Consider the following 20,085-nt stretch of genomic DNA (forward strand, 5'->3'; position numbering starts at 1 on the left):
CGTGTATAAAGCAACATCGATGCCATATGGCTTAATAATTGGAGAAGTCCGGTTCGTTTGCATCGCTCGCGAGTTTGCGCGCCTGCTCCAATTCCGCTTCAGTCAGCAGGGAATTGCGCACTTTGTTAAAGAGGGGATTGAGATGGCTGTCCAGCCGGTTGAACAAAGCGGAACACTGCTTTAGCGCGTTTTTACGAAAACGTAAACAGCTGTGGCACATGGCCGAACGGGGCGGGTGCCTGTCGGCCGGCAATCTGTACGCGACAGCGAAAAGACGGATGCCTGTGGCCAACACTTCCCGAAAAATTCGAAACCACCAGGCCCGGCGGTAACAAAGCTGTTCGAGTCGTATCGTGCAGATCTTGCAGGTGGCGATGCCGGGGGCGGCTTGGCTATCGGAATGAGTTTTCATGTTCGTTCTCGGTTCGTGATGAATACGAAACAAACTCTGCAAACATCGGGCCAGCTGTCTAAGCCGGGGCATCGTTTTTGCGGTGTCGGACGCGCTACGTTTTTATCTCGTTCCCACGCGCTGCGTGGGAATGCAGGGTTAAGGCGCGCTGCGCCGCGAGGGACTGTGGTTAACGGCCAAAAATACAGAGCCTAATCAACATAGGACGCAGCGCGTCCCATACTGCATTCCCACGCAGCGCGTGGGAACGAGGAAACATCGGGCCTATCGGCATTTCGGCTATTCAACCGGCCATTGGCGTACCGATAGGTACAAAACGGCCGGCAAGTGTACTTTTGCGTAACATCGCCCGTTCAGCGATAGTTCTTATGATTCAGCGCGTACTTTGCCATGCGCAGGCCGAGTATGCGCCGGGTCAGGCCCAATTGGGCCGCCGCTTCGGTGGTGTTGCCGTGATGCAGTTTCAGCGCTTCGACGATCATCTCGTATTCGATCGCATTGAGCCGCGCTTCCAGGCTGCCTTCGCCGCCCGACACTTCCGATACCACCGGAGGCTGCAACGACGGCGGAAGGTGGTAGCCGTGGATGACGCCGTCCTCCGCCAGCACCATCGCGCGGGCAATGACGTTCTCCAGTTCGCGGACATTGCCGGGCCAGTGATAGCACAGCAGCATGTTGATGGCCGGCGTTGAAATCCGGTGTATCGCGATGCCCATCTCGTCGGCGAATTTGGCCACGATGAAGTCGGCCAGTTCGATGATGTCGTTGCCGCGTTCCCGTAGCGGCGGTATCGTGATCGGAAACACGTTCAGACGATAATAAAGATCTTCCCGGAACTCGCCTTTAGCCACCATGTCCGGCAGGTCGCGATTGGTCGCGGCGATAATTCTCAGGTTGACCTTGATCGGCATATTGCCGCCGACGCGTTCGAAGGTTTTCTCCTGAAGCACCCGCAGCAGCTTGGCTTGCATCGGCAGGGAGAGTTCGCCCACTTCGTCGAGAAAGATGGTGCCGCCGTCGGCTTCCTCGAAACGGCCTTTGCGCATGGCCGTCGCGCCGGTGAACGCGCCTTTTTCATGGCCGAATAGTTCGCTTTCGATGATGCTTTCCGGTAACGCGGCGCAGTTGAAAATGACGAACGACTCGGTGCTATTGGGGCTGTTGTAATGGATCGCGTGCGCGACCCGCTCCTTGCCGACGCCGCTTTCGCCGAGAATCAGCACCGTGGTTCGCGACCGGCTGACTTTTTCGATTAAATTGAACACTTCCTGCATCGGCTTGGAATTGCCGATGATATTGTCCGGTTTGAACTTCTTCCTGAGCGCGCTGTGCAGCCGCCGGTTTTCCGCTTCCAGCTCGACTTTGCGCACGTTTTCCAGTAAATAGAGCTCGACCGCGTAGGCGGTGGTCGCGGCCAGTATCGACAGGATTTCCACGTCGAGCTTGAGCAGGCTTTGGTTGTCGTAGATACGCTCGGCGCTGATGGTGCCCATCACTTTGCGGCCGCGCATGATGGGGACGCAAAGAAAAGACAGTTTCAAATCGGCCACGTCGTTGCGGCTGCCGGTCCGGTTCAGGAATTCGGGTTCTTCGCTGATGCGCGGCACGATGATCGGCTGGCCCGATTCGACGACTTTTCCGGTAATGCCTTCGCCTAGAAAATAAACGCCTTTTGCCGCTTCCTCGTCGGTCAGGCCGAAACTCTCGTGGACGAAAATTTTGCCGTACTCCATGTCGTACAGCGTCACCATGCCGCGAATCACTTTCATATGGCGTCTCATCAGGCGAATCAGAATCTGCAAGGTATTCGTCAGGTTGCCGCTTTCGGTGACGATCTGGCTCATCTCGAACAGCAGCGGCAATAAATCGGTACGGCATTCACCGAAATCGCATTCGCAAAAATGGGGGGCGGGGGAATTCATGACAGTTCCTCGGATAAAGGCGGATACGTTATGAATCATATTACATAACGTCTTATTGGTATAATGCAAGCAATAATAATGCCGTAAAAAAATCACCGTTTGACGGTATCCGGCTGTACGTTTTTGAACGCCGGATTAGGCATGGCTGTCCGGCAATAGGCCAACAGTGTTCCGCTTTATTAACGGCAGTGTGCGTATCGGGACGAAGCGGGCATTGAGCCGCCCTGGTCGATGAGTAGCTGGCATGTGTATTGCTGTAAATAAATGAACTTTATCGCAATCTGAAACAGGAGCTCATGCTATGCCTACCTTTACCGAAAATGCCGTTATAGCGGTAAATCGCTTTTTACAAAATTCCACGACCGGCGCAACCGGCATCCGCATACAAATTTCGGACGGCGGTTGCGCCGGCCTGCAATACGGCATGATGCTGGAGTCGGTGGCCGACGAGAAAGACAACGTTATCGAAACCGGTGGCGTCAAGGTTTTCGTAAGCGCCGAGAGCCTGCCCCTGGTTCGGGGCATCATCATTGATTTCGAGGAGGGTTTGGAAAGCTCCGGTTTCACGTTCGCCAATCCCAACGCGAAATCGTCCTGTTCTTGCGGCAAGTCTTTTTCGGCCTGATGTTTGCGATGCTTGCCATGTCCGGAATCATTATCAACGATACGACCCTTAGAGATGGCGAGCAGTCGGCCGGGGTAACGTTTTCCTTGGAAGAAAAGATCGAAATTGCCCGGCGTTTGGATGCGCTAGGCGTACCGGAATTGGAAGTCGGTATTCCTGTAATGGGCGAGAAGGAACGCGAGGAAATTAAAGTCCTGGCGGATTTGGGATTGGCTGCCCGGCTAATGGTCTGGTCCAGAATGCGGAGGGAAGATCTGGCGGACTGCGCCGGATTGGGCGTAGCCTACGTCAATCTTTCGATCCCTGTTTCCGACCAGCAGATTGAAGGTAAATTGGGCCGGGATCGTAACCATGTGCTGGCGACGATTCGCGGCTGCGTTCGCGAAGCCGTGGATATTGGATTTGCCGTTTGCGTCGGCATGGAGGATGCCTCGCGGGCGAACCGGGATTTTCTAAGGACAGTCGCGGAAGTTGCTCAGCAAGCCGGAGCAATGCGTATTCGCTATGCCGATACGGTGGGTATTATGGAACCTTTCAGGCTGGCCGAGCAGATCAAACAGTTACGGGCCGCTACCGACCTGGATATTGAAATGCATGCTCACGATGACTTGGGGCTTGCAACCGCTAACACACTGGCGGCCGTTGTCGCCGGAGCGACTCATGCCAATACCACCGTTAACGGCCTTGGGGAACGGGCCGGCAATGCGGCACTGGAAGAGGTTGTTATCGGATTGCACCAGCTCCATGGGTTAGAAACCGGTATCGACCTTCGCAACTTTCCGTCATTGTCGGAAAAGGTGGAGGCTGCTTCCGGGGAACCGTTGAGCTGGCGCAAAAGTTTGGTCGGCAAGCGCGTGTTTAGCCATGAAGCCGGGATCCATGTCGACGGATTACTCAAAGATCCGGCCAATTATCAGGGAGTGGATCCCGCGATAGTCGGCCGATGCCATCAGCTTGTCCTGGGTAAACACTCAGGTTCCCGTGCGGTAAAGGAAGTTTACGAGAGACTCGGTATTCCGCTTAGCCAGTTGGAAGCCAATTGTCTGCTGACATCGGTTCGGCAATTCGTAAACATCCACAAACGAGCGCCGGAAGCCCTGGAACTAGCCGGATTCTATTCGTGTTTGTATCCGGGTTCTGTTATTACTCCCAATACCATCCTCAATTAACCTGTTCTTTATGAGCAGCGCAAATGGAATACCCAAAAAATTGAAAATCCACGCATCCATGCCGCCTACTTCTAAACATACCGTAAAACAGGAAACGCGCACGGAAATACCGGTCGGCGAGCTCGCTTGGTATATGCTGATGCGTGAGGATATATGCTGTGTCTTGGAGCGTGATCCGGCTGCTCGCAACTGTCTTGAAGTTTTTCTCGCCTATCCCGGTGTTCATGCGGTGCTTTTTTATCGCATCAACCATCGATTGTGGCAAAAAGGCTGGAAAATGGCGGCCCGCTGGCTTGCGTTTCTGGCACGTTGGCTGACCCATGTCGATATCCATCCCGGTGCCAAGATAGGCCGGCGTTTTTTTATCGATCATGGCGCGGGCGTTGTTATCGGTGAAACGGCGGAAGTGGGAGACGAAGTCACTCTTTATCATGGCGTTACCTTTGGCGGCACCTCCTGGAATAAGGAAAAGCGCCACCCTACATTGGGCAATGGCGTAATGGTCGGCGCGGGAGCCAAAATTCTGGGTCCAATTACTCTAGGTAACCAAGTCCGGGTAGGCGCTAATTCCGTCGTTGTTAAAAACGTTGCCGCATATTGTACCGTTGTAGGCATTCCCGGACGGGTGATTCCACATAGAGGTGAAAAAAACCAAAACGAAACCCGGATAAATCCGGACCATAATCTGATCCCCGATCCAATAGGAAAAATCGCCGGTTGTATGATGGAAAGAATGGATAAACTGGAAATACAGGTGGCTCATCAGGTTCGTGAACCTGGGCAATGCCGGCATTGCGAAGCCTGTATGGTTTGCCGGGGCGTCGGTTAGAGTATTTCTTCGTTAGCCAGGAACATAATCCGATTGATTCAAATAAAAAGAGTTGCTATCGCGATAGTTATTTGAATCGTGTTTATCGAACCCGATAGTTCCTTTTGCCTCGCCAAAAGTTCGATAAGACATGCGGGTGTTGGGGTTGATGGATCAGGGTATTATTCTATATCGGGGGGGGAATCGGCGCTTCCTTAGTTTTATCAAGACTCGGTAAAATAGCCTTTATTCAATAGTCCACGCCGACGCATAACCAGAGCCTGCTCACGATGACACAGCATTTGCCGGAAAAACCCTCGCCCTGGATCGTTAAATACGCGCCGCTGATACCTAAAGGCGGCCGGGTGCTCGACCTTGCTTGCGGCAATGGGCGTCACGCTATGTGGTTGGCAAAACAGGGCTATCGGGTCGACGCGATTGACCGCGATGTCCAGGCGCTATCCGGTTTAGCCGGGATGGACAATGTCAACGTGCTTATTGCCGACCTTGAAACAGGCGATTGGCCTCGGTCAGAGCAAACGTATGACGGCCTGGTCGTCAGCCGTTACCTGTTCCGGCCGCTGCTTCGAACACTCGCCGATCTGCTTAATCCTGGCGGGGTTTTGATTTATGAAACCTTCATGGCCGGTAACGAACGTTACGGCAAACCCGGCAATCCTGATTTTTTATTGCTGCCGGATGAATTGTTCGAGGTTTATTCGCCGTTGCTGAATATCCACGCATTCGAGCAAGGGGAGCAGCAAACGCCAAGGCCTGCGCTTATGCAGCGTATTTGCGCCATTAAGGATTAGAGCACAGCTTCGTTTATCAATGAATCGAACCGGTGTTGTAAATTCAGGTTTTGGGCAATAGTCCAGGCGGCATTCTGTAGCGGCGGCGGCATGTCCTGGCGGCGGGCGATCAGGCCTATTTCCCTGGACAACTCCGGTTTCAGGGTTAGGGCGGTGACCTCTTGGCGCATTTCAAAAAGGCTTAACAGACTGTGCGGCACGACACTGTATAGGCCGGCACTGTGAACATGGGTGTATAAAGCGAATATCGAGTCGGTTTCCAGTACCACGTTAGGGGTGATGCCGGCTTCGCGAAAAGCCGCATCGACCAGCCTCCGGTTTTGCATGTTCGGCGTCAGCAGGCATAGCGGCAGTTCCGCGACATCGGCCCAGCTTAACGAACGTTTAATAAGCCGGGGCGCCGGGCTGCGGGCTAACAATACATGACGTTCCTGGTATAACGGCAGCGTTCGGAAGCCTTTCAGTTGCGGGTCGCCAAGATAGGTCAAACCCAGATCGAGCTCGAAATTATCGAGTTGGCGGATCAATTCTTCCGCGCATAGCGACGTCAGTTTGATATTGATGCCGGGGTACTCGCGCTGACAAGGCTCGGTTAATAGCGGCACCACTGCCAGCGTAGTGGGAATCGCGCCGATACGGAGCGTACCGGTTAGTTGCCGGTTGCACTGCGCCGCTTCCTGTTTCATGCATTCCCAATCGTGCGCCAAAATCCGCGCCCACTGCAACAGCCGCTCTCCTTCTTTGGTAAAGCCTTGAAAACGTTGGCCGCGGCAGACGATGGTAATGCCCAGCTCTTCTTCAAGATGCCGGATGGCGGTGGACAAGGCCGGTTGAGAAACGTGGCAGGCTTCCGCCGCACGGCCGAAATGTCCGGTTTTCGATAGCGCCAGCAGGTAATGGATTTGACGGATAAACATGATGATATAGATCGAGAAGCGCCGGAGGCTGTAAGACGTTGGCTCTGAGGGCGCGGGATTATTCGGGCAATAAGCCGCTAGCCGGTCCGGCGGTATCGAGATAATAATGGCCGTCGCCATGGCTGATGACGCGTTGATAGGGCAGGGCGTCAAGCTCGGTGAGATAAGTAATGGAATGGGTTTTTATCAGGCAATAGACGACTTCGCCTTCCTGCAAATTCATATTCCGGCATGCTCCCGGCGTAATTTCGGCCAGCAGTGTCGTACCGCAGTCGACTTGCACGATCATGCTTTCTCCGCTGGCAATCAGCGCGCAGATTCGGCCCTTGATTTGATTCTGTATTGATATGCCGTCGATATAGCTGCGCGATAGCGCTATGTCTTTGGCGCGTATCGATACTTGGGCCTGAGTGCCGGCAGCGACATGCGGCCGTAGCGGCAAGGTTATCGGCAGGCCGAAGCTGTGGGCCAGGCTGTAACCGGCTTGATAGTCGTGGCTGCCGATCGTCACCGGCAAAATGTTGTCGATCTGGCGGATGCCCAGATAGCGCAATATACCTTGCTGCCGGGTCGCTTCGAGTAACGAACCGTTATGCAGCACCTTGCCTTGCTCCAGTACGATCAGCTGGTCGGTAAGTTCCAGAATCTCTCCCAGGGATTGGCTGGCGTACAGCACCGGCAAACCCACTTCATTTTGCAAGCGTTTCAGAATCGGCAATAACTGCATTCGATAGCCGTTGCCGATCGCGGCAAAAGTTTCGTCCAACAGCAGCAACCGCGGCGATTTCAGCAGCGAGCGGGCCAGCGCCACGCGTTGGCGTTCGCCGGCGGACAGCAGTTCAATCGGATGTTCGAGGATAGGCTCCAGTTCCAAAAGCCCGATTAAAAAGTTCAGTTTGAAAATACGGCGCTGCTTCAGCGTGCGGTTATAGACGGCGGTCAGGTTGCGGCGAACGGTTTCAGCCGCATCGGCGCAATCGAGTTGCAACACGGCGCCGACCGGACGTTGTTCGCGCGGCATCACGATGCCTTTACGGCTGTCGAACAGGATTTTACCGTCCAGCGCGATATGTCCGCTTTGCGGTTGGATCGTGCCGGCAATCAAGCCGAGCACCGTACTTTTGCCGGCGCCGGATTTGCCGAACAGGCCGACGCTGGTATCGCCGATCGATAACTGCGTAGTCAAGTTGAAATGTCCACGATGCAGTTTTACATTCATTTCCAGCAGCATCGTTACCTCCGTTAATTAAGGAATATTTCCGTTTTTGGAACGTTGCCTGTTAGACCTTCCAGGTTTTACGACCGCCATGGATGGCGGAAGTGTCGCAATCGGTAGGGAACCGATGCGACCGACCGCCATGGATGGCGGCCGAGACTGCTCCCGGCAATCCTCGGAATTTCTTCCATCCCTGGAGGTCAGAAGTGCTGGAGCCGCGGGAGCGGCTCCAGTAAAAACCTGGAAAGTCTGTTGTCGGCATGTTTCTCGCCTAGCGCATCAGCGTAGCGCGTGGGAACGAGAGAAAAAGTGAGTTATTAATCAACCCGCGACGGCCAAAATCACCGCGCCGGCCTTGAACACCGCCGCGGCAGGCTGGCCTTTGCTCAGGCCCAAGGCGTCAACGCTGTCGTTAGTCACGGTCGCGGCAACCTGTTCGCCGCCTTTCAGTTCAATATCGACTTCGGCATTGACAGCGCCCGGCTTAACTTGGGTGACAGTGCCTTGCAGCTGGTTGCGCGCCGACAGCCGGTAGCCGCCGAAATCGGTGACGATGATGATTTGCGGGGCCTTGACCAGCGCGATAACTTCAATGCCGGCCTTGATGCCCAACGTTTCGACGGATTCCTTGGTAATCGACGCGACGATAGTGTCTCCGCCTTTCAAGCCGATGTGGACCTCGGCATTGACCGCACCGATAAGCACTTCTTTAACGGTTCCGGTAAATTGATTGCGTGCGCTTGCTTTCATGATAAATCTCCTCGGGGTTGGTTAAGGAATCTCTGAATAAGTCGATTCCGCTTGGTTCGACAGGCTCACCACGAACGGAATCAACTTAAACCGTTCATCCTGAGTTTGTCGAAGGATCTGTTAATTTAGTATCGACGTCCCCTTGATCTGCACGTAAACCGCCATGCCGATCTGCAAACCCAGCATCAGCGCCGATTTGCGGGTGATGTGCGCCAGCAGCGCCTGATTGCCGACTCTTATTTGTACCACGCATTGACTGTCGCGGCTACTATCGGCGATGCCGCTAATGGTTGCGGGTAGCACATTCAAGATGCTGGTAGCCGTCGGAGCTTCAAGCGCGATGCTGACATCGCGGGCGTAAATCTGTATCCGTAACGGCGTGCCGACCGGGGCATCGACCGCCGGCAGGCTCAGCGAGCCTCCGGCAACATCGACGCGGGTCAGATGGTAGCCGGTTTCATGTTCGGCTACGGTCGCCTGCCAAACCGTGGCGGCCTCGCGGTCTTGCGCCAGCGGCACGTCGAGGCGGCTTTGCGTTTCCGGCAGCGGTCCGGAAGCCAGCGCTCGGCCTTCGTCCATAATGACCAGATGATCGGCCAGTTGCGCGACTTCCTGTTGGGAATGGGTGACGTACAGCACCGGAATATCCAACTGCTGATGCAGGCGGCTTAAAAACGGCAGGATTTCCTGTTTGCGCTTGAAATCCAGCGACGCCAGCGGTTCGTCCATCAGCAGAACTTCAGGATTCAGCGCCAACGCACGGGCGATGGCGACCCGCTGCCGCTCGCCGCCGGACAAGTGGCCGGGCATGCGTTCCATCAAGTGGCCGATGCCCAGCAATTCAACGGTCTGCTCCAGCTTGACCGTGCCCGAATTGTGTTTGATCCGTTTCAAGCCGTAATTCAGGTTGTCCCGCACCGTCAAATGCGGAAACAGGTTGGCTTCCTGGAACACATAGCCTAATGATCGGTGATGGGTGGGTAAAAAGATATTGCGTTCGCTGTCCTGCCAGACGTGACCGTTGATCTCAAGCTTACCTTGCGGCGCGCGTTGCAGTCCGGCGATACAGCGCAGCAGCGTGGTTTTGCCTGAGCCGGAATGGCCGAACAATACGGTAATGCCGGTGCCGGGCAGTTTTAAATCGACGTCCAGTTTAAAATCGCCGTAGTCGAGCTGGAAGCGGGCTTGGATTATGGTCATGATATTAATTCTGTAAATAATGGAACACGGATATTACCGATAAACACGGATGAAAAAATCCGTTTAAATCTCTCTAATCCGTGTTCCATTTCCTTAACGACTCCCGGTGTTTGAACCGGTTAAACAACATTAAACGTTTCAGACGGGGCAACATGCCCCGTCCTGCTTTTGTAGCGGTAAATAAAAATCCGTGTTAATCCGTCTAATCCGTGCGATCCGTGTTCCATTTTCTCTAACCTAATGAGTTGCCGATTATTTAAGCGGATGCGCGACGGGTTGGGTTTTCAGTACGGTATACAGTACCAGTAGCACGCTGAACGAGAACAACAGCAGGCAGCCTGCGAGCCAGTGCGCTTCGCCGTATTCCAGCGCTTCGACATGATTGTAGATTTGCACCGACACGACGCGGGTCTTGTCCGGGATATTGCCGCCGACCATCAACACCACGCCGAATTCGCCGACGGTATGGGTAAAGCCTAAAATCGACGCGGTCAGGAAACCGGGTTTTGCCAGCGGCACGACGACGCTGAAAAACGTATCCAAAGGCCCCGCGCGCAAGGTGGCGGCGGCTTCCAAAGGTTGTTCGCCGATGGCCGTGAATGAGGATTGCAACGGCTGCACGACAAACGGCAACGAGTACAGCACCGACGCGATTACCAAACCGGGAAAGGTGAACGGCAAAGTGCCGAGGCCCAGTCCGGCGGTTAAACGGCCGATAGGCCCGTTCGGCCCCAGCATGACCAGTAAATAAAAACCCAATACCGTCGGCGGCAACACTAGCGGTAAGGATACCAGCGCGTTACAAACAGTTTTCCAGCGCGATGTCGTGCGCGCAAGCCACCAGGCCAGCGGCGTCCCGAGCATCAGCATCAGCAACGTGGCGATGGCGGCAACTTTGAACGTCAGCCACAACGTGGCTATATCGGCGGCGTTTAACATAAAATCGCTCTATTGGTTATTGAGTTTGTTTCCATTTTTCAGCTTCATACTTGAGGCTCATTGACATATAAGCGTCTACGGTGCGTGCCGATAGCAGACCTTCCAGGTTTTTACTGGAGCCGCTCCCGGCGGCTCCAGCACTTCCGCCATCCATGGCAGTCGTAAAACCTGGAAGGTCTAACTCGTGGCGCTATCAACAGGCGAGCCTCTAGTATTTCGTAATCCTGAACAAAGGTCTATTGAGCCAGGTCGTAACCGTATTTACGGATGATTGCGAGCGCTTCCGGCGATTTTAAAAATTGCATCAATGCCGATGCAGCCGGATTTTCCGCTCCGGTTTTCATCAGTATCGCATCCTGGCGGATCGGCTTATAAAGATCGCTTGGGATTATCCAGCCCGAGCCGCCGGCGATCTTGCCGTTATCGATGACTTGCGAGAACGCTACAAAACCCAGCTCGGCATTGCCGGTGCTGACGAATTGATGGGTTTGTGCGATGTTTTCGCCTTGTACGAACAACGGTTGCAGTTTGTCGAATAGCCCCCGGTTTTTCATGACTTCGACCGCAGCCTCACCGTAAGGTGCCAGTTTCGGATCGGCCAGCGCGATATGTTTGAAACCGCCTTTATTCAAGACTTGGCCTTGGTCATCGACCAAGCCCGGCGTTGCCGACCATAACACCAGTTTTCCAAGCGCATAGGTGAAACGGGTGTTGGCCACGGCCAATCCGGATTGTTCGAGTTTGATCGGGCCTTTGTCGTCGGCGGATAAAAAGACTTCAAACGGTCCGCCGTTTTCGAATTGCGAAACGAATTTGCCGGAAGAGCCGAACGACAAACTGGCCTTGTGGCCGGTGGATTTTTCAAAAGCCTCGGCGATTTCGGTCATCGGCTTGGTGAAATTGGCTGCAACGGCGACCAGGGTTGTTGCGGCCGAAGCGGCGGAATTGACCAGCAGCAAGCCTAATAACAAAATGGAGCGGAAAAGGGTGTTTTTTAACATGTGTATCTCCAGAGTCTGGGAAAGTTACTCACAATGAAAGTTTTTAGGGTATTTAGGCATGGAAGCGGTTCCGTTTACTCATACTTGCAAACACGATAAATACCCTAGGCACGATTTAAATAGACCGAATTGCAGCCTAAAAGCGTAACTGACTGGTGACAAAGAAGTAGTCGGTATCCGCTCCGGGTGTCGTTGCGTAAGCCGCCCCGGTTTGCGCCGCGCCGGTCGCATTGGTTTGTTTTGCCGATTTGGCAAAGTCGCCTTTAAACAAGTGGTACCAGCCAGCGTCGAAATTTAGGCTGCTGTTGAAGTTGTAGCGTCCGGTAAAGCCTATTTGGTTGCCGACATAACTGCCGTTGCCTCCGGCAAGACCCGGAGTAGTACCCGCTGTACAAGCCGGTCCGCCCCAGCAGTCTTGGCCCTCGGCCAGCCATATTAAGCGTTGCTGGAACCTGAATGACATGTCGTTACGGGGTGCAAAATCCAGTTTATAGCCGGGCGAGTTGATGTTGGTGCGTTGAAACGCGCCGTAAATGCCGGCAGGTCCAAAATCGAAATCCGAAGCGCCGAAGAGCGGATCGAACCTTGAGTCTTCAGCGCTGGCCGAATTGTTCTTCCAGTTTTTGTTGCCGCTTGCGTAGTCGTGTTCCAAATAAAACCTTGGCGACCAGGGCAGGTCAAAGCTGTAACCGGCTTCGATATGGGAAGACCAGGCTTCATGTTGTTTTTCAGTGTTTGCAAAAGCGCCGGTTGCTGCATACTTGACCGTACCGAATTGCCCCATGCCTTCCGCAGTAAAGTCGAAGTTACCTTTGCCGGGTTTTTGGTAAATACGGATGCCGGGCGTGAAATAACGGCGGTTTCGAGTGGGGTTAAGCCGGCTGTCTCCTTCGTCGAGATGATAAAGATACACTTCGGCGTTAATGTTTTTATAAAGATTGCTGCCTTCTAAAATTCCTCCGGAAAACCAAGTTTGGGTATCTTCTTCATCCCACTGATGGTGGTTGATCAAATCGGCATTAGGCGTAACGGAATTGTATTGAGGGAAGCGCAGTACCGGCATGGTCGCAAAAGCGTTGAATTGCCAATGGTCGTAATCGATGACTCTGACCCGGACGCCGGTAAAATTGTTGACGGTATTCCGGAATATAGGTCTTGCGATCAGTCTCCGGCTACCCAAATCCATGGTTTGACGGCCGGCCTTGACCTCAACGCCTTTACCGCTGAAAAATACATTTTGGTCCGCCCAAGACACGTAGCCTTGAGCGAAATCCAAGGTATCGACTGATGAGTTATTGGGAGGATTCGGCGTGTTGTTGGTGCCGTCGTCCGAGAGCGTCGTCCGGGCATCCAGAAATTCCGCTGCAAAACGGAATTTACCCAGTTTGGCTTGTATCCAAAGGTCGGATTGCAGCGCAATTTGCTGGTCGCCTCCACCTGCCTTAGGCGCGGGGCTGGGTTGTGAGGCCTTGAATGTATCCGACACGGATTCGTACCGGGTTCTTTGCTCAACGCCTACCGATAACCATTCAGGTAAATGAAGCGCATCATGTAAATTCCAGACCGGTTTCTCGTAGCTATTGCCTAATAGCGGGTCTTGCATCATAAAGTTGTATGCGGCCATTGGCGCGCGTGAATAGCTGGGAGGAGGCTCGGCCGCTTGGGTACTGCCGCCGATGCAGACGCCGCCGGCAGTAAGTAAACCGAGGGCATGATTAACAGTAATGCTGGTACGAGATTTTTTTCGCATCATCAATGACCTAAAATTTTGGTTGGTGATATTTGCATCCGGGACGATTCGTCGATGCATGCAGCTCTTATTCGGAAAAAATTAAAATAAGATACGGCGCTAGTTTAATCTCATTATGTATAAAAATACATAACGCATTTGGTTTTAAGCAATCCATATGCCAGTTATAGGCAACGCTTCAGGATTGCTGAATTGTATTAATCGGTATCGTTATGGTTAATGGTAAATAGCGTAGTGAACCGTACATTGTTCTAATGTTGTGTCAGTTTAGCGACAATGTCCTTGCTTTGACGGAATTGGAGTGCAAGCTTTGCTTGAAAACAGACAAAGCTCACAGTCCTTATCTACATGGGGGAACAAAAGCTGGAATAGGGGATTACAGCGATTCCAAAAACCGGATGACCGCCAGCCGTTCATCTGCGGATAAGCCTGCAAAACGTTGTTTGCTTGGCAATGCTTCGCCGCCGTGCCACAGCACCGCTTCCGTTAAATTGCGGGCGCGACCGTCGTGCAGGAAATAACTGTGTTCGTTGATGCGCTCGATTAGGCCGATTCCCCATAACGGCGGCGTGCGCCATTCGCGTCCGCCGGCTTGAAAATCGGGACGCCGATCTTCCAGTCCTTCGCCCATGTCATGCACCAGTAAATCGGTGTAAGGATGAATCGTTTGCTTGGCTAACGGCGGCAATTCCGGAAATTCCCCGGTCGTCAAAGCCGGCGTATGACAGGCCGTACAACCGAGCGCATCAAATAGCCGTTCGCCTTGCCGCACGGCCGGATCGCCGGTATTGCGCCGGGCCGGAACTTGCAGCAGGCGCAGGTACAGCAACACGGACTTGAGCTGGGCATCGTCCAGTTCCGGTTGCCGGGCGGAGGGCGTTTGTTTACAGGCGGTTTGGATTCCGGTGCAGTTTTCCTCGGGATGCAACGACGAGGTAATGCCCATGTCGCCGATAAACGCGCCGGCAATTTGTTGTTTTAACGTCGCGACGTTGGCCTTGAGCCCGAAACGGCCGATCGCGTTGCGTTGCCGTTCGTCGTCCCAAACAATATTCGGGTGGCCGTGAACGCCTTGTTGTTTGCCTTTTTCGGCCAGTTGCAGGATGGTTTGCCCGTCGACGGCTTCCAGTAAGCCTAAGCCGAATACCGGCGGCCCGACGCGCGGGGAGAATTGAATGCCGTCAGGCAACGGCCCGTATTGCAGTTCGGCGAAGCGGTACGAAGGCGTTCTCAACGCGACTGTTTCGCCATCCGCCAGCGTGACTTTATGCTCGCGATAATCGACGCTAACCATTCCTTCGCCGGGCACGCCGGGAATTCCCTGTTCGTTTAACTGGCCTCCGTAAACCGGATGCGGCAACGGGCCTCCGTGCGGATCTTGCCCGGGCAGACTCAGTCGAATCAGCATCGAGCGCATCGCTTGTTGCGGCGTTGCCGGCGGTTGTCCGCGCCCGTTTTTGGGATGGCAGGACAGGCAGGACAGCTGGTTGTAAAGCGGGCCCAAGCCTGCCGTTTCAATATCCTTGGCCGGTGCAATCACCCAGCTTTGCCGGAACACGCCGCGTCCTCGGAAAGCTTCGGCCAATTGTTCGGGGCTTGCATCCGGATTGATCCGGGAATAGGCCTCCCGGCTAGCGTCGGCTGTTTCGAAGCCGCTTCCGGCCTGAACCGTACTTGCCCAAGCGCAGCTCAAGCCCAGAACGATGCTGAATATCAGTTTCCGGCTATTGTTCAAAGCCGGAGTGCAGGCTCCGCCTGCATGGATATAGGCAAGGGGCGAGAGCTTTGCCTGCTTTGCAAGCAGGGCTTGCACTCCAAAATGCCGGAAAATTTTAGCCGGATTGCTTATTAATTGCTGCATCATGGTTCCAGTTGTTTTAGCAGGTTTTCGGCGTCGCTATAACGGCTGTCGATTTCGTTCCGCCATGCCTGTTCCAAGGCTTGTGCGGCGGCCTCGGCTTTTTTATCGGTAGAGCGATCTGTAAATATTTGTTGCACTGACGGCGTTTCGGCCTGGGCGGTATTGATAGGCACGGCGGTTAATAACTGGCGGATTTTTAGCAACCGTTCCACTTGATCGGTTTTAGCGAAGCGTTGATGTTTGCGTAGTTGCTGCCAAAGATTTTGCAGACGTTGAAGACGGTCGGTAAACAGCCGGTCGAATAACGCGTTATTCAGGGCCAGGCGCGGCAACGCACGGTTGGGATCGTAAACCACCGGATGCTCCGCCGATTCGGCGAACGGGTCGAAATAGTTGCCGGGTTTGTCCGCATAAACGGCGGCCCGGGCCGGCAGTTTGCGGATGTCGGGATGGAACAACAGTTTTTGCCCCGTTTCCGACAAGATGAAATTGACGAAGCGCCGTGCCGCATCGCTATGTTGGCTGGCCTTGGCGATGGCGATATGGGCCGGCGAATAAGCGGTCGGTTGCGAATGAATAAAACGGAGCGGCGCGCCGTTGGCGATGGCAGAGGCGGTGAAAAAGTCGATGGACGGGGCAATGCCGCGTTCGCCGGAGCCGACAATATCGGTGATGAATGTCGCGCCGGATTCGACCAGGCGGGTATTCGCAACGATGCCGGAAAGCAAGGCCCAGCCTTGATCCCAGCCGTATTGCTGCAAGACGCTGTCTATCATCATCGGCGCAAAACCGACGCGCGACGGGATCGGCAAGGCCAAGTGGCCTTGGTAACGCGCATCGGCCAAGTCCTGCCAGGTTTTCGGCAACTCTAAATTGTGTTTTTGCAGATAATCGGGATTCACTGCAAAGCCGTAGCCGGCCATTTCAGTCACGCAAAAATAGCCGTCGCTATCGATTAGCGGCATGGCGCCGAGCTTATCGGCCAATCCGCCACGGTCGATGCCGAGCTTTTGCCAGGCGCCTTGCTGTTTCAAGGCGAGGAAATTACGTAGCGAGGCCGACCAATAAACATCGACGCCGCTTTGTTGCGGCCGGCTCAGGTACGGCAGCGCATCGTGCGGCATCTTCCATATCACCGCCAGGTCGATGTCCGGGTAGGCTTGCTCGAATGCGGTTTCGTAGCGGGATACGACGTCTTCGTGATAGGCCGTCAATACCGTCAGTTTTTCTTTGGCGATTGCCGGATTGGAGCATAAGACGGCGATTAGCCACGTTAATGTGCGAAATGGTTTTGTCATGATTTGTTTCCTGGTTTAGTAGCTGGTCTCGTTCCCGCGCGCTACGCTCGCCGTTATACACATCCCGGCGTAGGCCTGAAATCTGGTTGCTCCGTTGAGCGTTGCGCGAGTTAGACCTTCCAGGTTTTTAAAACCTGGAAGGTCTGCTATCCGCATGTTTCCCGTCTAACGTAGGTAAGGAACAACATCTCGCGAAATATTTGTGTATAACGATAAGCGTAGCGCGCGGGAACGAGAAATGATTGATTTTTTCAGTAGCTCAGGTTGATATTGGCAAAATAATTCCGGCCCTGCTCAAAAAAACCTTCTTCATAGGCATACAACTGGTCGGCTACGTTATTGACGCCGAACTCCGCATTCAGGTTTTTATGCACAAGGAACGTGGCTTTCAGGTTGCCGACGACAAAATCTTTCGCTACCCGCGTACCGGTGGTGTTGCTGTAGCGCTTGTCGTTGTACTCGGCGCTGGCGAGCAGGCGCAGATACCGGATCGGCTGGTATTCCAGGTAACTGAATACTTTATGCCTGGGCGTATCCAGTGAAAAATATTGCGGGTTAGTAATATTGTTGCGATCCAGCCAGGTGTAATTGAAATGGGCGCGCCATTGATCGTTGATTTGCGCGGTCGCAAAAACTTCCGTGCCGAGATTTTCCTGCTGGCCGATATTTTGCAGTTGAAAGCAGGGCGGCGTGCTGCAACTGGTGTTGAGCAGCGTGACGCTATCGATGGTGTTGTCGATTTGACTGAAAAACAGGTTGGTCCCGTAATCCAGCAAGTTAAACGCTTTGCCGCTCAGTCCCAACTCGTAATTCAGGGCTTTTTCCGGTTGCAGGCCGGGATTCGGCAAAGCGCTGCCCAGCCGGTAGGAGAATCGGTCCTTGATCGTTGGAAAGCGGGTTTTATGGGCGATACTGGCATGGAGTTGCACGTCGTCGATCAGCTGGTAAAACGCGCTGCCCTGAATGTTATAAGCATCCTTGGCGCCGCTGAGCGGGAACGAGACCAAGCGGTTGTTAATTAAATTTTGCGCTTGAATCTGTTTTTGCTGCTCGTAGCTGGTGCCGACGACAAATTTGAGATCGTCGGTCGGCGTATAGCTGTTTTCGAGCGCATAGGAGAACAGTTCGTCGGCAAAACGTTGCTGCGGTTGGCCGATGTTGCCGACTTCGCGGTGTACGTCCTGCTTGTAGCTGAATGCCAGCTTCAGCTCATTTTTGCTAAACCAGGTATTGCCGTATTCAATGCCGCCGCCGAACGTGTAATCGTCGTAACGGCTGTCGAACGCATACGGCCGGGTAATGGTGTTGTAATTGGCGTTGTCGAACGATTTCAGGCTGTTCCGGAAAGTATCGTGATAAGCGCGCAGTTTAACGGTGTGATCGTTGCCGAACTGGGTTTTGGACAGGAAATACACGCTTTCTTTATCCCAATACGGCCAGCGCCAATAACGGGGCGTGATGGTTTTATCGGTGCCGGCGTAAGGAGGCGTATCCTTTTGTCCGCTTTGGTTGCTGTAAGTGATTGCGTATTCGTCGGTGTCGTTCGGGGTTAAGCCGAGTTTGATGTTGCCTTTGTAATCGGTGTTTCCGGAGTTTTCGCGGATGCCGCCGTCTTCGCTCGCCGTTGCTTTAAAGTCGTCCGATAAGCGCCAGAATTGCCTGTCCGAATAGGACGCGCCGCCTTGGACGTACCACAGACCTTGATTCGAACCGAAGTTCAACGCAGTTTGGTAATAATTGGCGTCGAATTGCGAATCCATGCCCATGCCGGTAGTCAGGTTGGCTTCCAGTTTCTTGGTTGGACGCTTGCTGACCAGGTTGACGCTGCCGCCCAGGGTATTAGGGCCGTACAGTACCGAGGCATTGCCTTTGCTGACGTCGATCTGGCCAATATCGAAGGTGGTGAAGCGGTTTAAATCGACATTGCCGTCGTAAGGCACATAGACCGGGATGCCGTCCATGAACAACGGCACTTGCCGGGAGTTGAAGCCGCGCAGATAAATCAGCCGTTCGTTGCGCGCCCCAAGATTCTGCACCGATACGCCGGGCAGCAGGTTTAGGGCCGACGCAACATCGTTCCGGTTATTACGGGTTATGTCTTCGGAAGTGATCGTTTCCTTGTCGGAAAGTTTTTCCTGGTCGGCTTTGCCGTTGACTTCAATAACGCCTAATTCAAAAATATCTTCATCGGCCAGTGCCGCTGGGGACAAAGCCGTCATCGTTAATAATAAAACGGGGGTTCGCATGGTTTTACCTGCCGGTCGGTTAGCTCATGTGGAATCGGTTTTGCATGATCAATAGTTATGAATGGCCTATAATCATGAACATCGCTCTCACATTGATGGTTAGGGTTGTATCGGTAGCCGCTTTCATCGGGATGAGAAGGCAAGTTCATTTTAAGTCGTTATGTACTTAAGTAAATAAAGAAAATTGGAAATAGCTTGTTTCCGGTAGGGAAATAACGTTCAGCTTAATTCTTACAATGTAGACAATCGCTTATGACTGACAGTTCCGATCACAAGACTACTTCATCAACGGCCTGGGTTGACGGCGAGCTGCGGTTGGCCGGCTTGGACGGCCGCATGATCGCTTTGCTCAGGGCGATAGACCAAAGCGGTTCCATCAATCAGGCAGCCAAGCAGGTGGGCTTGAGTTATAAAGGCGCCTGGCAAATCATCGAAAGGGCCAACAACGGTTCGCCGAAAACATTGGTCAGCACCGCTACAGGCGGCAGCAAAGGCGGAGGGACTTGTTTAACCGAGGCCGGGCGCTCTTTACTGACGCTGTTTACCGACCTGGAGCGGCAGCATCGGCAGTTTCTCGATCAACTCAACCGCAGTCTTGCCGACGACACCGATACGGTTTTGTTGTTGCAGCGCCTGGTCGTTAAAACCAGCGCCCGGAACCAGATTTTCGGCAGCGTTGTTGCTATTCGTGACGGCGCGGTGAATGCCGAGGTGGTCGTGACGTTGAAAGGCGGCGACCGGATTATTACCAGTATTACGCTGTCGTCGCTTAACGAGCTTGGTTTGCAGGCCGGCACCGATGCGGTGTTGTTGATCAATAGTGCCGATATTACATTGACGGCGGATTCCGGCTCCAATCGCTTTACGGCCCGCAACTGCTTGTCCGGCAAGGTCATTCGCGTCCAACAGGACGAAGTGAATGCCGAGGTGATTGTTTTACTGCCAGGCGGCGAAACGCTGGTTGCGATGATTACGCAGCAAAGCGCGCAAAGCCTGGCGATTGCGCCGGGCATGCCGGTATTGGCGATGTTCAAAAGCAATGCCGTTGTTCTCGGGGTTATGGCGCCGTTTTGAGCGTTGTTAACCGATGTTTTCAAGTTTTTGCTATAGAAGCCTAATTCAGTTAAACGACATCGATAATGGCAGGGGCTAAAACCAA

The 20,085-nt window shown here is 53.7% G+C and carries 17 protein-coding genes; 5 read left to right on the top strand and 12 right to left on the bottom strand.

The window, feature by feature from the left end; translation table 11 throughout:
* Nucleotides 1-31: 31 nt before the first annotated feature.
* Nucleotides 32-412 (bottom strand): hypothetical protein, encoded by a 381-nt coding sequence (locus tag EKO24_RS21450; RefSeq protein WP_143733287.1) that lies wholly within the window; start codon nucleotides 410-412, stop codon nucleotides 32-34.
* A 353-nt stretch (nucleotides 413-765) separates the two neighbouring features.
* The gene (locus EKO24_RS21455; protein WP_143733288.1) at nucleotides 766-2,334 is read right to left on the bottom strand and encodes a sigma 54-interacting transcriptional regulator; all 1,569 of its coding nucleotides are present in this window, start codon (nucleotides 2,332-2,334) and stop codon (nucleotides 766-768) included.
* Nucleotides 2,335-2,635: 301 nt separating this feature from the next.
* Between EKO24_RS21455 and EKO24_RS21460 the strand changes: the two genes are divergently transcribed.
* The 4 genes from EKO24_RS21460 to EKO24_RS21475 all read left to right on the top strand — a co-directional run bounded on the left by EKO24_RS21460 (nucleotide 2,636) and on the right by EKO24_RS21475 (nucleotide 5,748).
* Nucleotides 2,636-2,959 (top strand): HesB/IscA family protein, encoded by a 324-nt coding sequence (locus tag EKO24_RS21460; RefSeq protein ID WP_143733289.1) that lies wholly within the window; start codon nucleotides 2,636-2,638, stop codon nucleotides 2,957-2,959.
* Nucleotides 2,960-2,976: 17 nt separating this feature from the next.
* The gene (gene nifV, locus EKO24_RS21465) at nucleotides 2,977-4,128 is read left to right on the top strand and encodes a homocitrate synthase (protein ID WP_241674758.1); all 1,152 of its coding nucleotides are present in this window, start codon (nucleotides 2,977-2,979) and stop codon (nucleotides 4,126-4,128) included.
* A 133-nt stretch (nucleotides 4,129-4,261) separates the two neighbouring features.
* Nucleotides 4,262-4,957 (top strand): serine O-acetyltransferase, encoded by a 696-nt coding sequence (gene cysE / locus EKO24_RS21470; RefSeq protein WP_143733406.1) that lies wholly within the window; start codon nucleotides 4,262-4,264, stop codon nucleotides 4,955-4,957.
* A gap of 269 nt (nucleotides 4,958-5,226) precedes the next feature.
* Nucleotides 5,227-5,748, top strand: a complete 522-nt coding sequence (locus tag EKO24_RS21475; protein WP_143733291.1) for a class I SAM-dependent methyltransferase — start codon at nucleotides 5,227-5,229, stop codon at nucleotides 5,746-5,748.
* On the opposite strand, the gene EKO24_RS21480 is transcribed toward EKO24_RS21475, so the two are convergent.
* The 10 genes from EKO24_RS21480 to EKO24_RS21525 all read right to left on the bottom strand — a co-directional run bounded on the left by EKO24_RS21480 (nucleotide 5,745) and on the right by EKO24_RS21525 (nucleotide 18,926).
* Nucleotides 5,745-6,785 (bottom strand): LysR family transcriptional regulator, encoded by a 1,041-nt coding sequence (locus tag EKO24_RS21480; protein WP_241674760.1) that lies wholly within the window; start codon nucleotides 6,783-6,785, stop codon nucleotides 5,745-5,747. The two genes, EKO24_RS21475 and EKO24_RS21480, sit on opposite strands and share 4 nt — an antisense overlap.
* Nucleotides 6,724-7,896: a molybdenum ABC transporter ATP-binding protein gene (locus EKO24_RS21485; protein WP_143733292.1), complete on the bottom strand. Its 1,173-nt coding sequence runs from the start codon at nucleotides 7,894-7,896 to the stop codon at nucleotides 6,724-6,726. The genes EKO24_RS21480 and EKO24_RS21485 overlap by 62 nt, the downstream gene beginning before the upstream one ends.
* 306 nt (nucleotides 7,897-8,202) lie before the next feature.
* Nucleotides 8,203-8,631 (bottom strand): TOBE domain-containing protein, encoded by a 429-nt coding sequence (locus EKO24_RS21490; RefSeq protein WP_143733293.1) that lies wholly within the window; start codon nucleotides 8,629-8,631, stop codon nucleotides 8,203-8,205.
* Nucleotides 8,632-8,751: 120 nt separating this feature from the next.
* Nucleotides 8,752-9,831 (bottom strand): molybdenum ABC transporter ATP-binding protein, encoded by a 1,080-nt coding sequence (gene modC / locus EKO24_RS21495; protein ID WP_143733294.1) that lies wholly within the window; start codon nucleotides 9,829-9,831, stop codon nucleotides 8,752-8,754.
* A 252-nt stretch (nucleotides 9,832-10,083) separates the two neighbouring features.
* Nucleotides 10,084-10,770 (bottom strand): molybdate ABC transporter permease subunit, encoded by a 687-nt coding sequence (gene modB, locus EKO24_RS21500; protein WP_143733295.1) that lies wholly within the window; start codon nucleotides 10,768-10,770, stop codon nucleotides 10,084-10,086.
* 236 nt (nucleotides 10,771-11,006) lie between these two features.
* Nucleotides 11,007-11,771 (bottom strand): molybdate ABC transporter substrate-binding protein, encoded by a 765-nt coding sequence (modA, locus tag EKO24_RS21505; RefSeq protein ID WP_143733296.1) that lies wholly within the window; start codon nucleotides 11,769-11,771, stop codon nucleotides 11,007-11,009.
* 136 nt (nucleotides 11,772-11,907) lie between these two features.
* Nucleotides 11,908-13,521, bottom strand: coding sequence for an alginate export family protein (locus tag EKO24_RS21510; RefSeq protein WP_206667326.1), 1,614 nt, complete (start codon nucleotides 13,519-13,521; stop codon nucleotides 11,908-11,910).
* A 376-nt stretch (nucleotides 13,522-13,897) separates the two neighbouring features.
* Nucleotides 13,898-15,382 (bottom strand): di-heme oxidoreductase family protein, encoded by a 1,485-nt coding sequence (locus tag EKO24_RS21515; protein ID WP_143733298.1) that lies wholly within the window; start codon nucleotides 15,380-15,382, stop codon nucleotides 13,898-13,900.
* Nucleotides 15,382-16,680: an ABC transporter substrate-binding protein gene (locus EKO24_RS21520; protein WP_143733299.1), complete on the bottom strand. Its 1,299-nt coding sequence runs from the start codon at nucleotides 16,678-16,680 to the stop codon at nucleotides 15,382-15,384. The genes EKO24_RS21515 and EKO24_RS21520 overlap by 1 nt, the downstream gene beginning before the upstream one ends.
* 251 nt (nucleotides 16,681-16,931) lie before the next feature.
* Nucleotides 16,932-18,926, bottom strand: coding sequence for a TonB-dependent receptor plug domain-containing protein (locus EKO24_RS21525; protein WP_143733300.1), 1,995 nt, complete (start codon nucleotides 18,924-18,926; stop codon nucleotides 16,932-16,934).
* Between the two features lie 252 nt (nucleotides 18,927-19,178).
* Between EKO24_RS21525 and EKO24_RS21530 the strand changes: the two genes are divergently transcribed.
* The gene (locus tag EKO24_RS21530) at nucleotides 19,179-20,000 is read left to right on the top strand and encodes a TOBE domain-containing protein (RefSeq protein ID WP_143733301.1); all 822 of its coding nucleotides are present in this window, start codon (nucleotides 19,179-19,181) and stop codon (nucleotides 19,998-20,000) included.
* Nucleotides 20,001-20,085: the final 85 nt, after the last annotated feature.

Origin of the sequence: Candidatus Methylobacter oryzae (genome assembly GCF_003994235.2) — a bacterium.
Taxonomy (GTDB): domain Bacteria; phylum Pseudomonadota; class Gammaproteobacteria; order Methylococcales; family Methylomonadaceae; genus Methylobacter_A; species Methylobacter_A oryzae.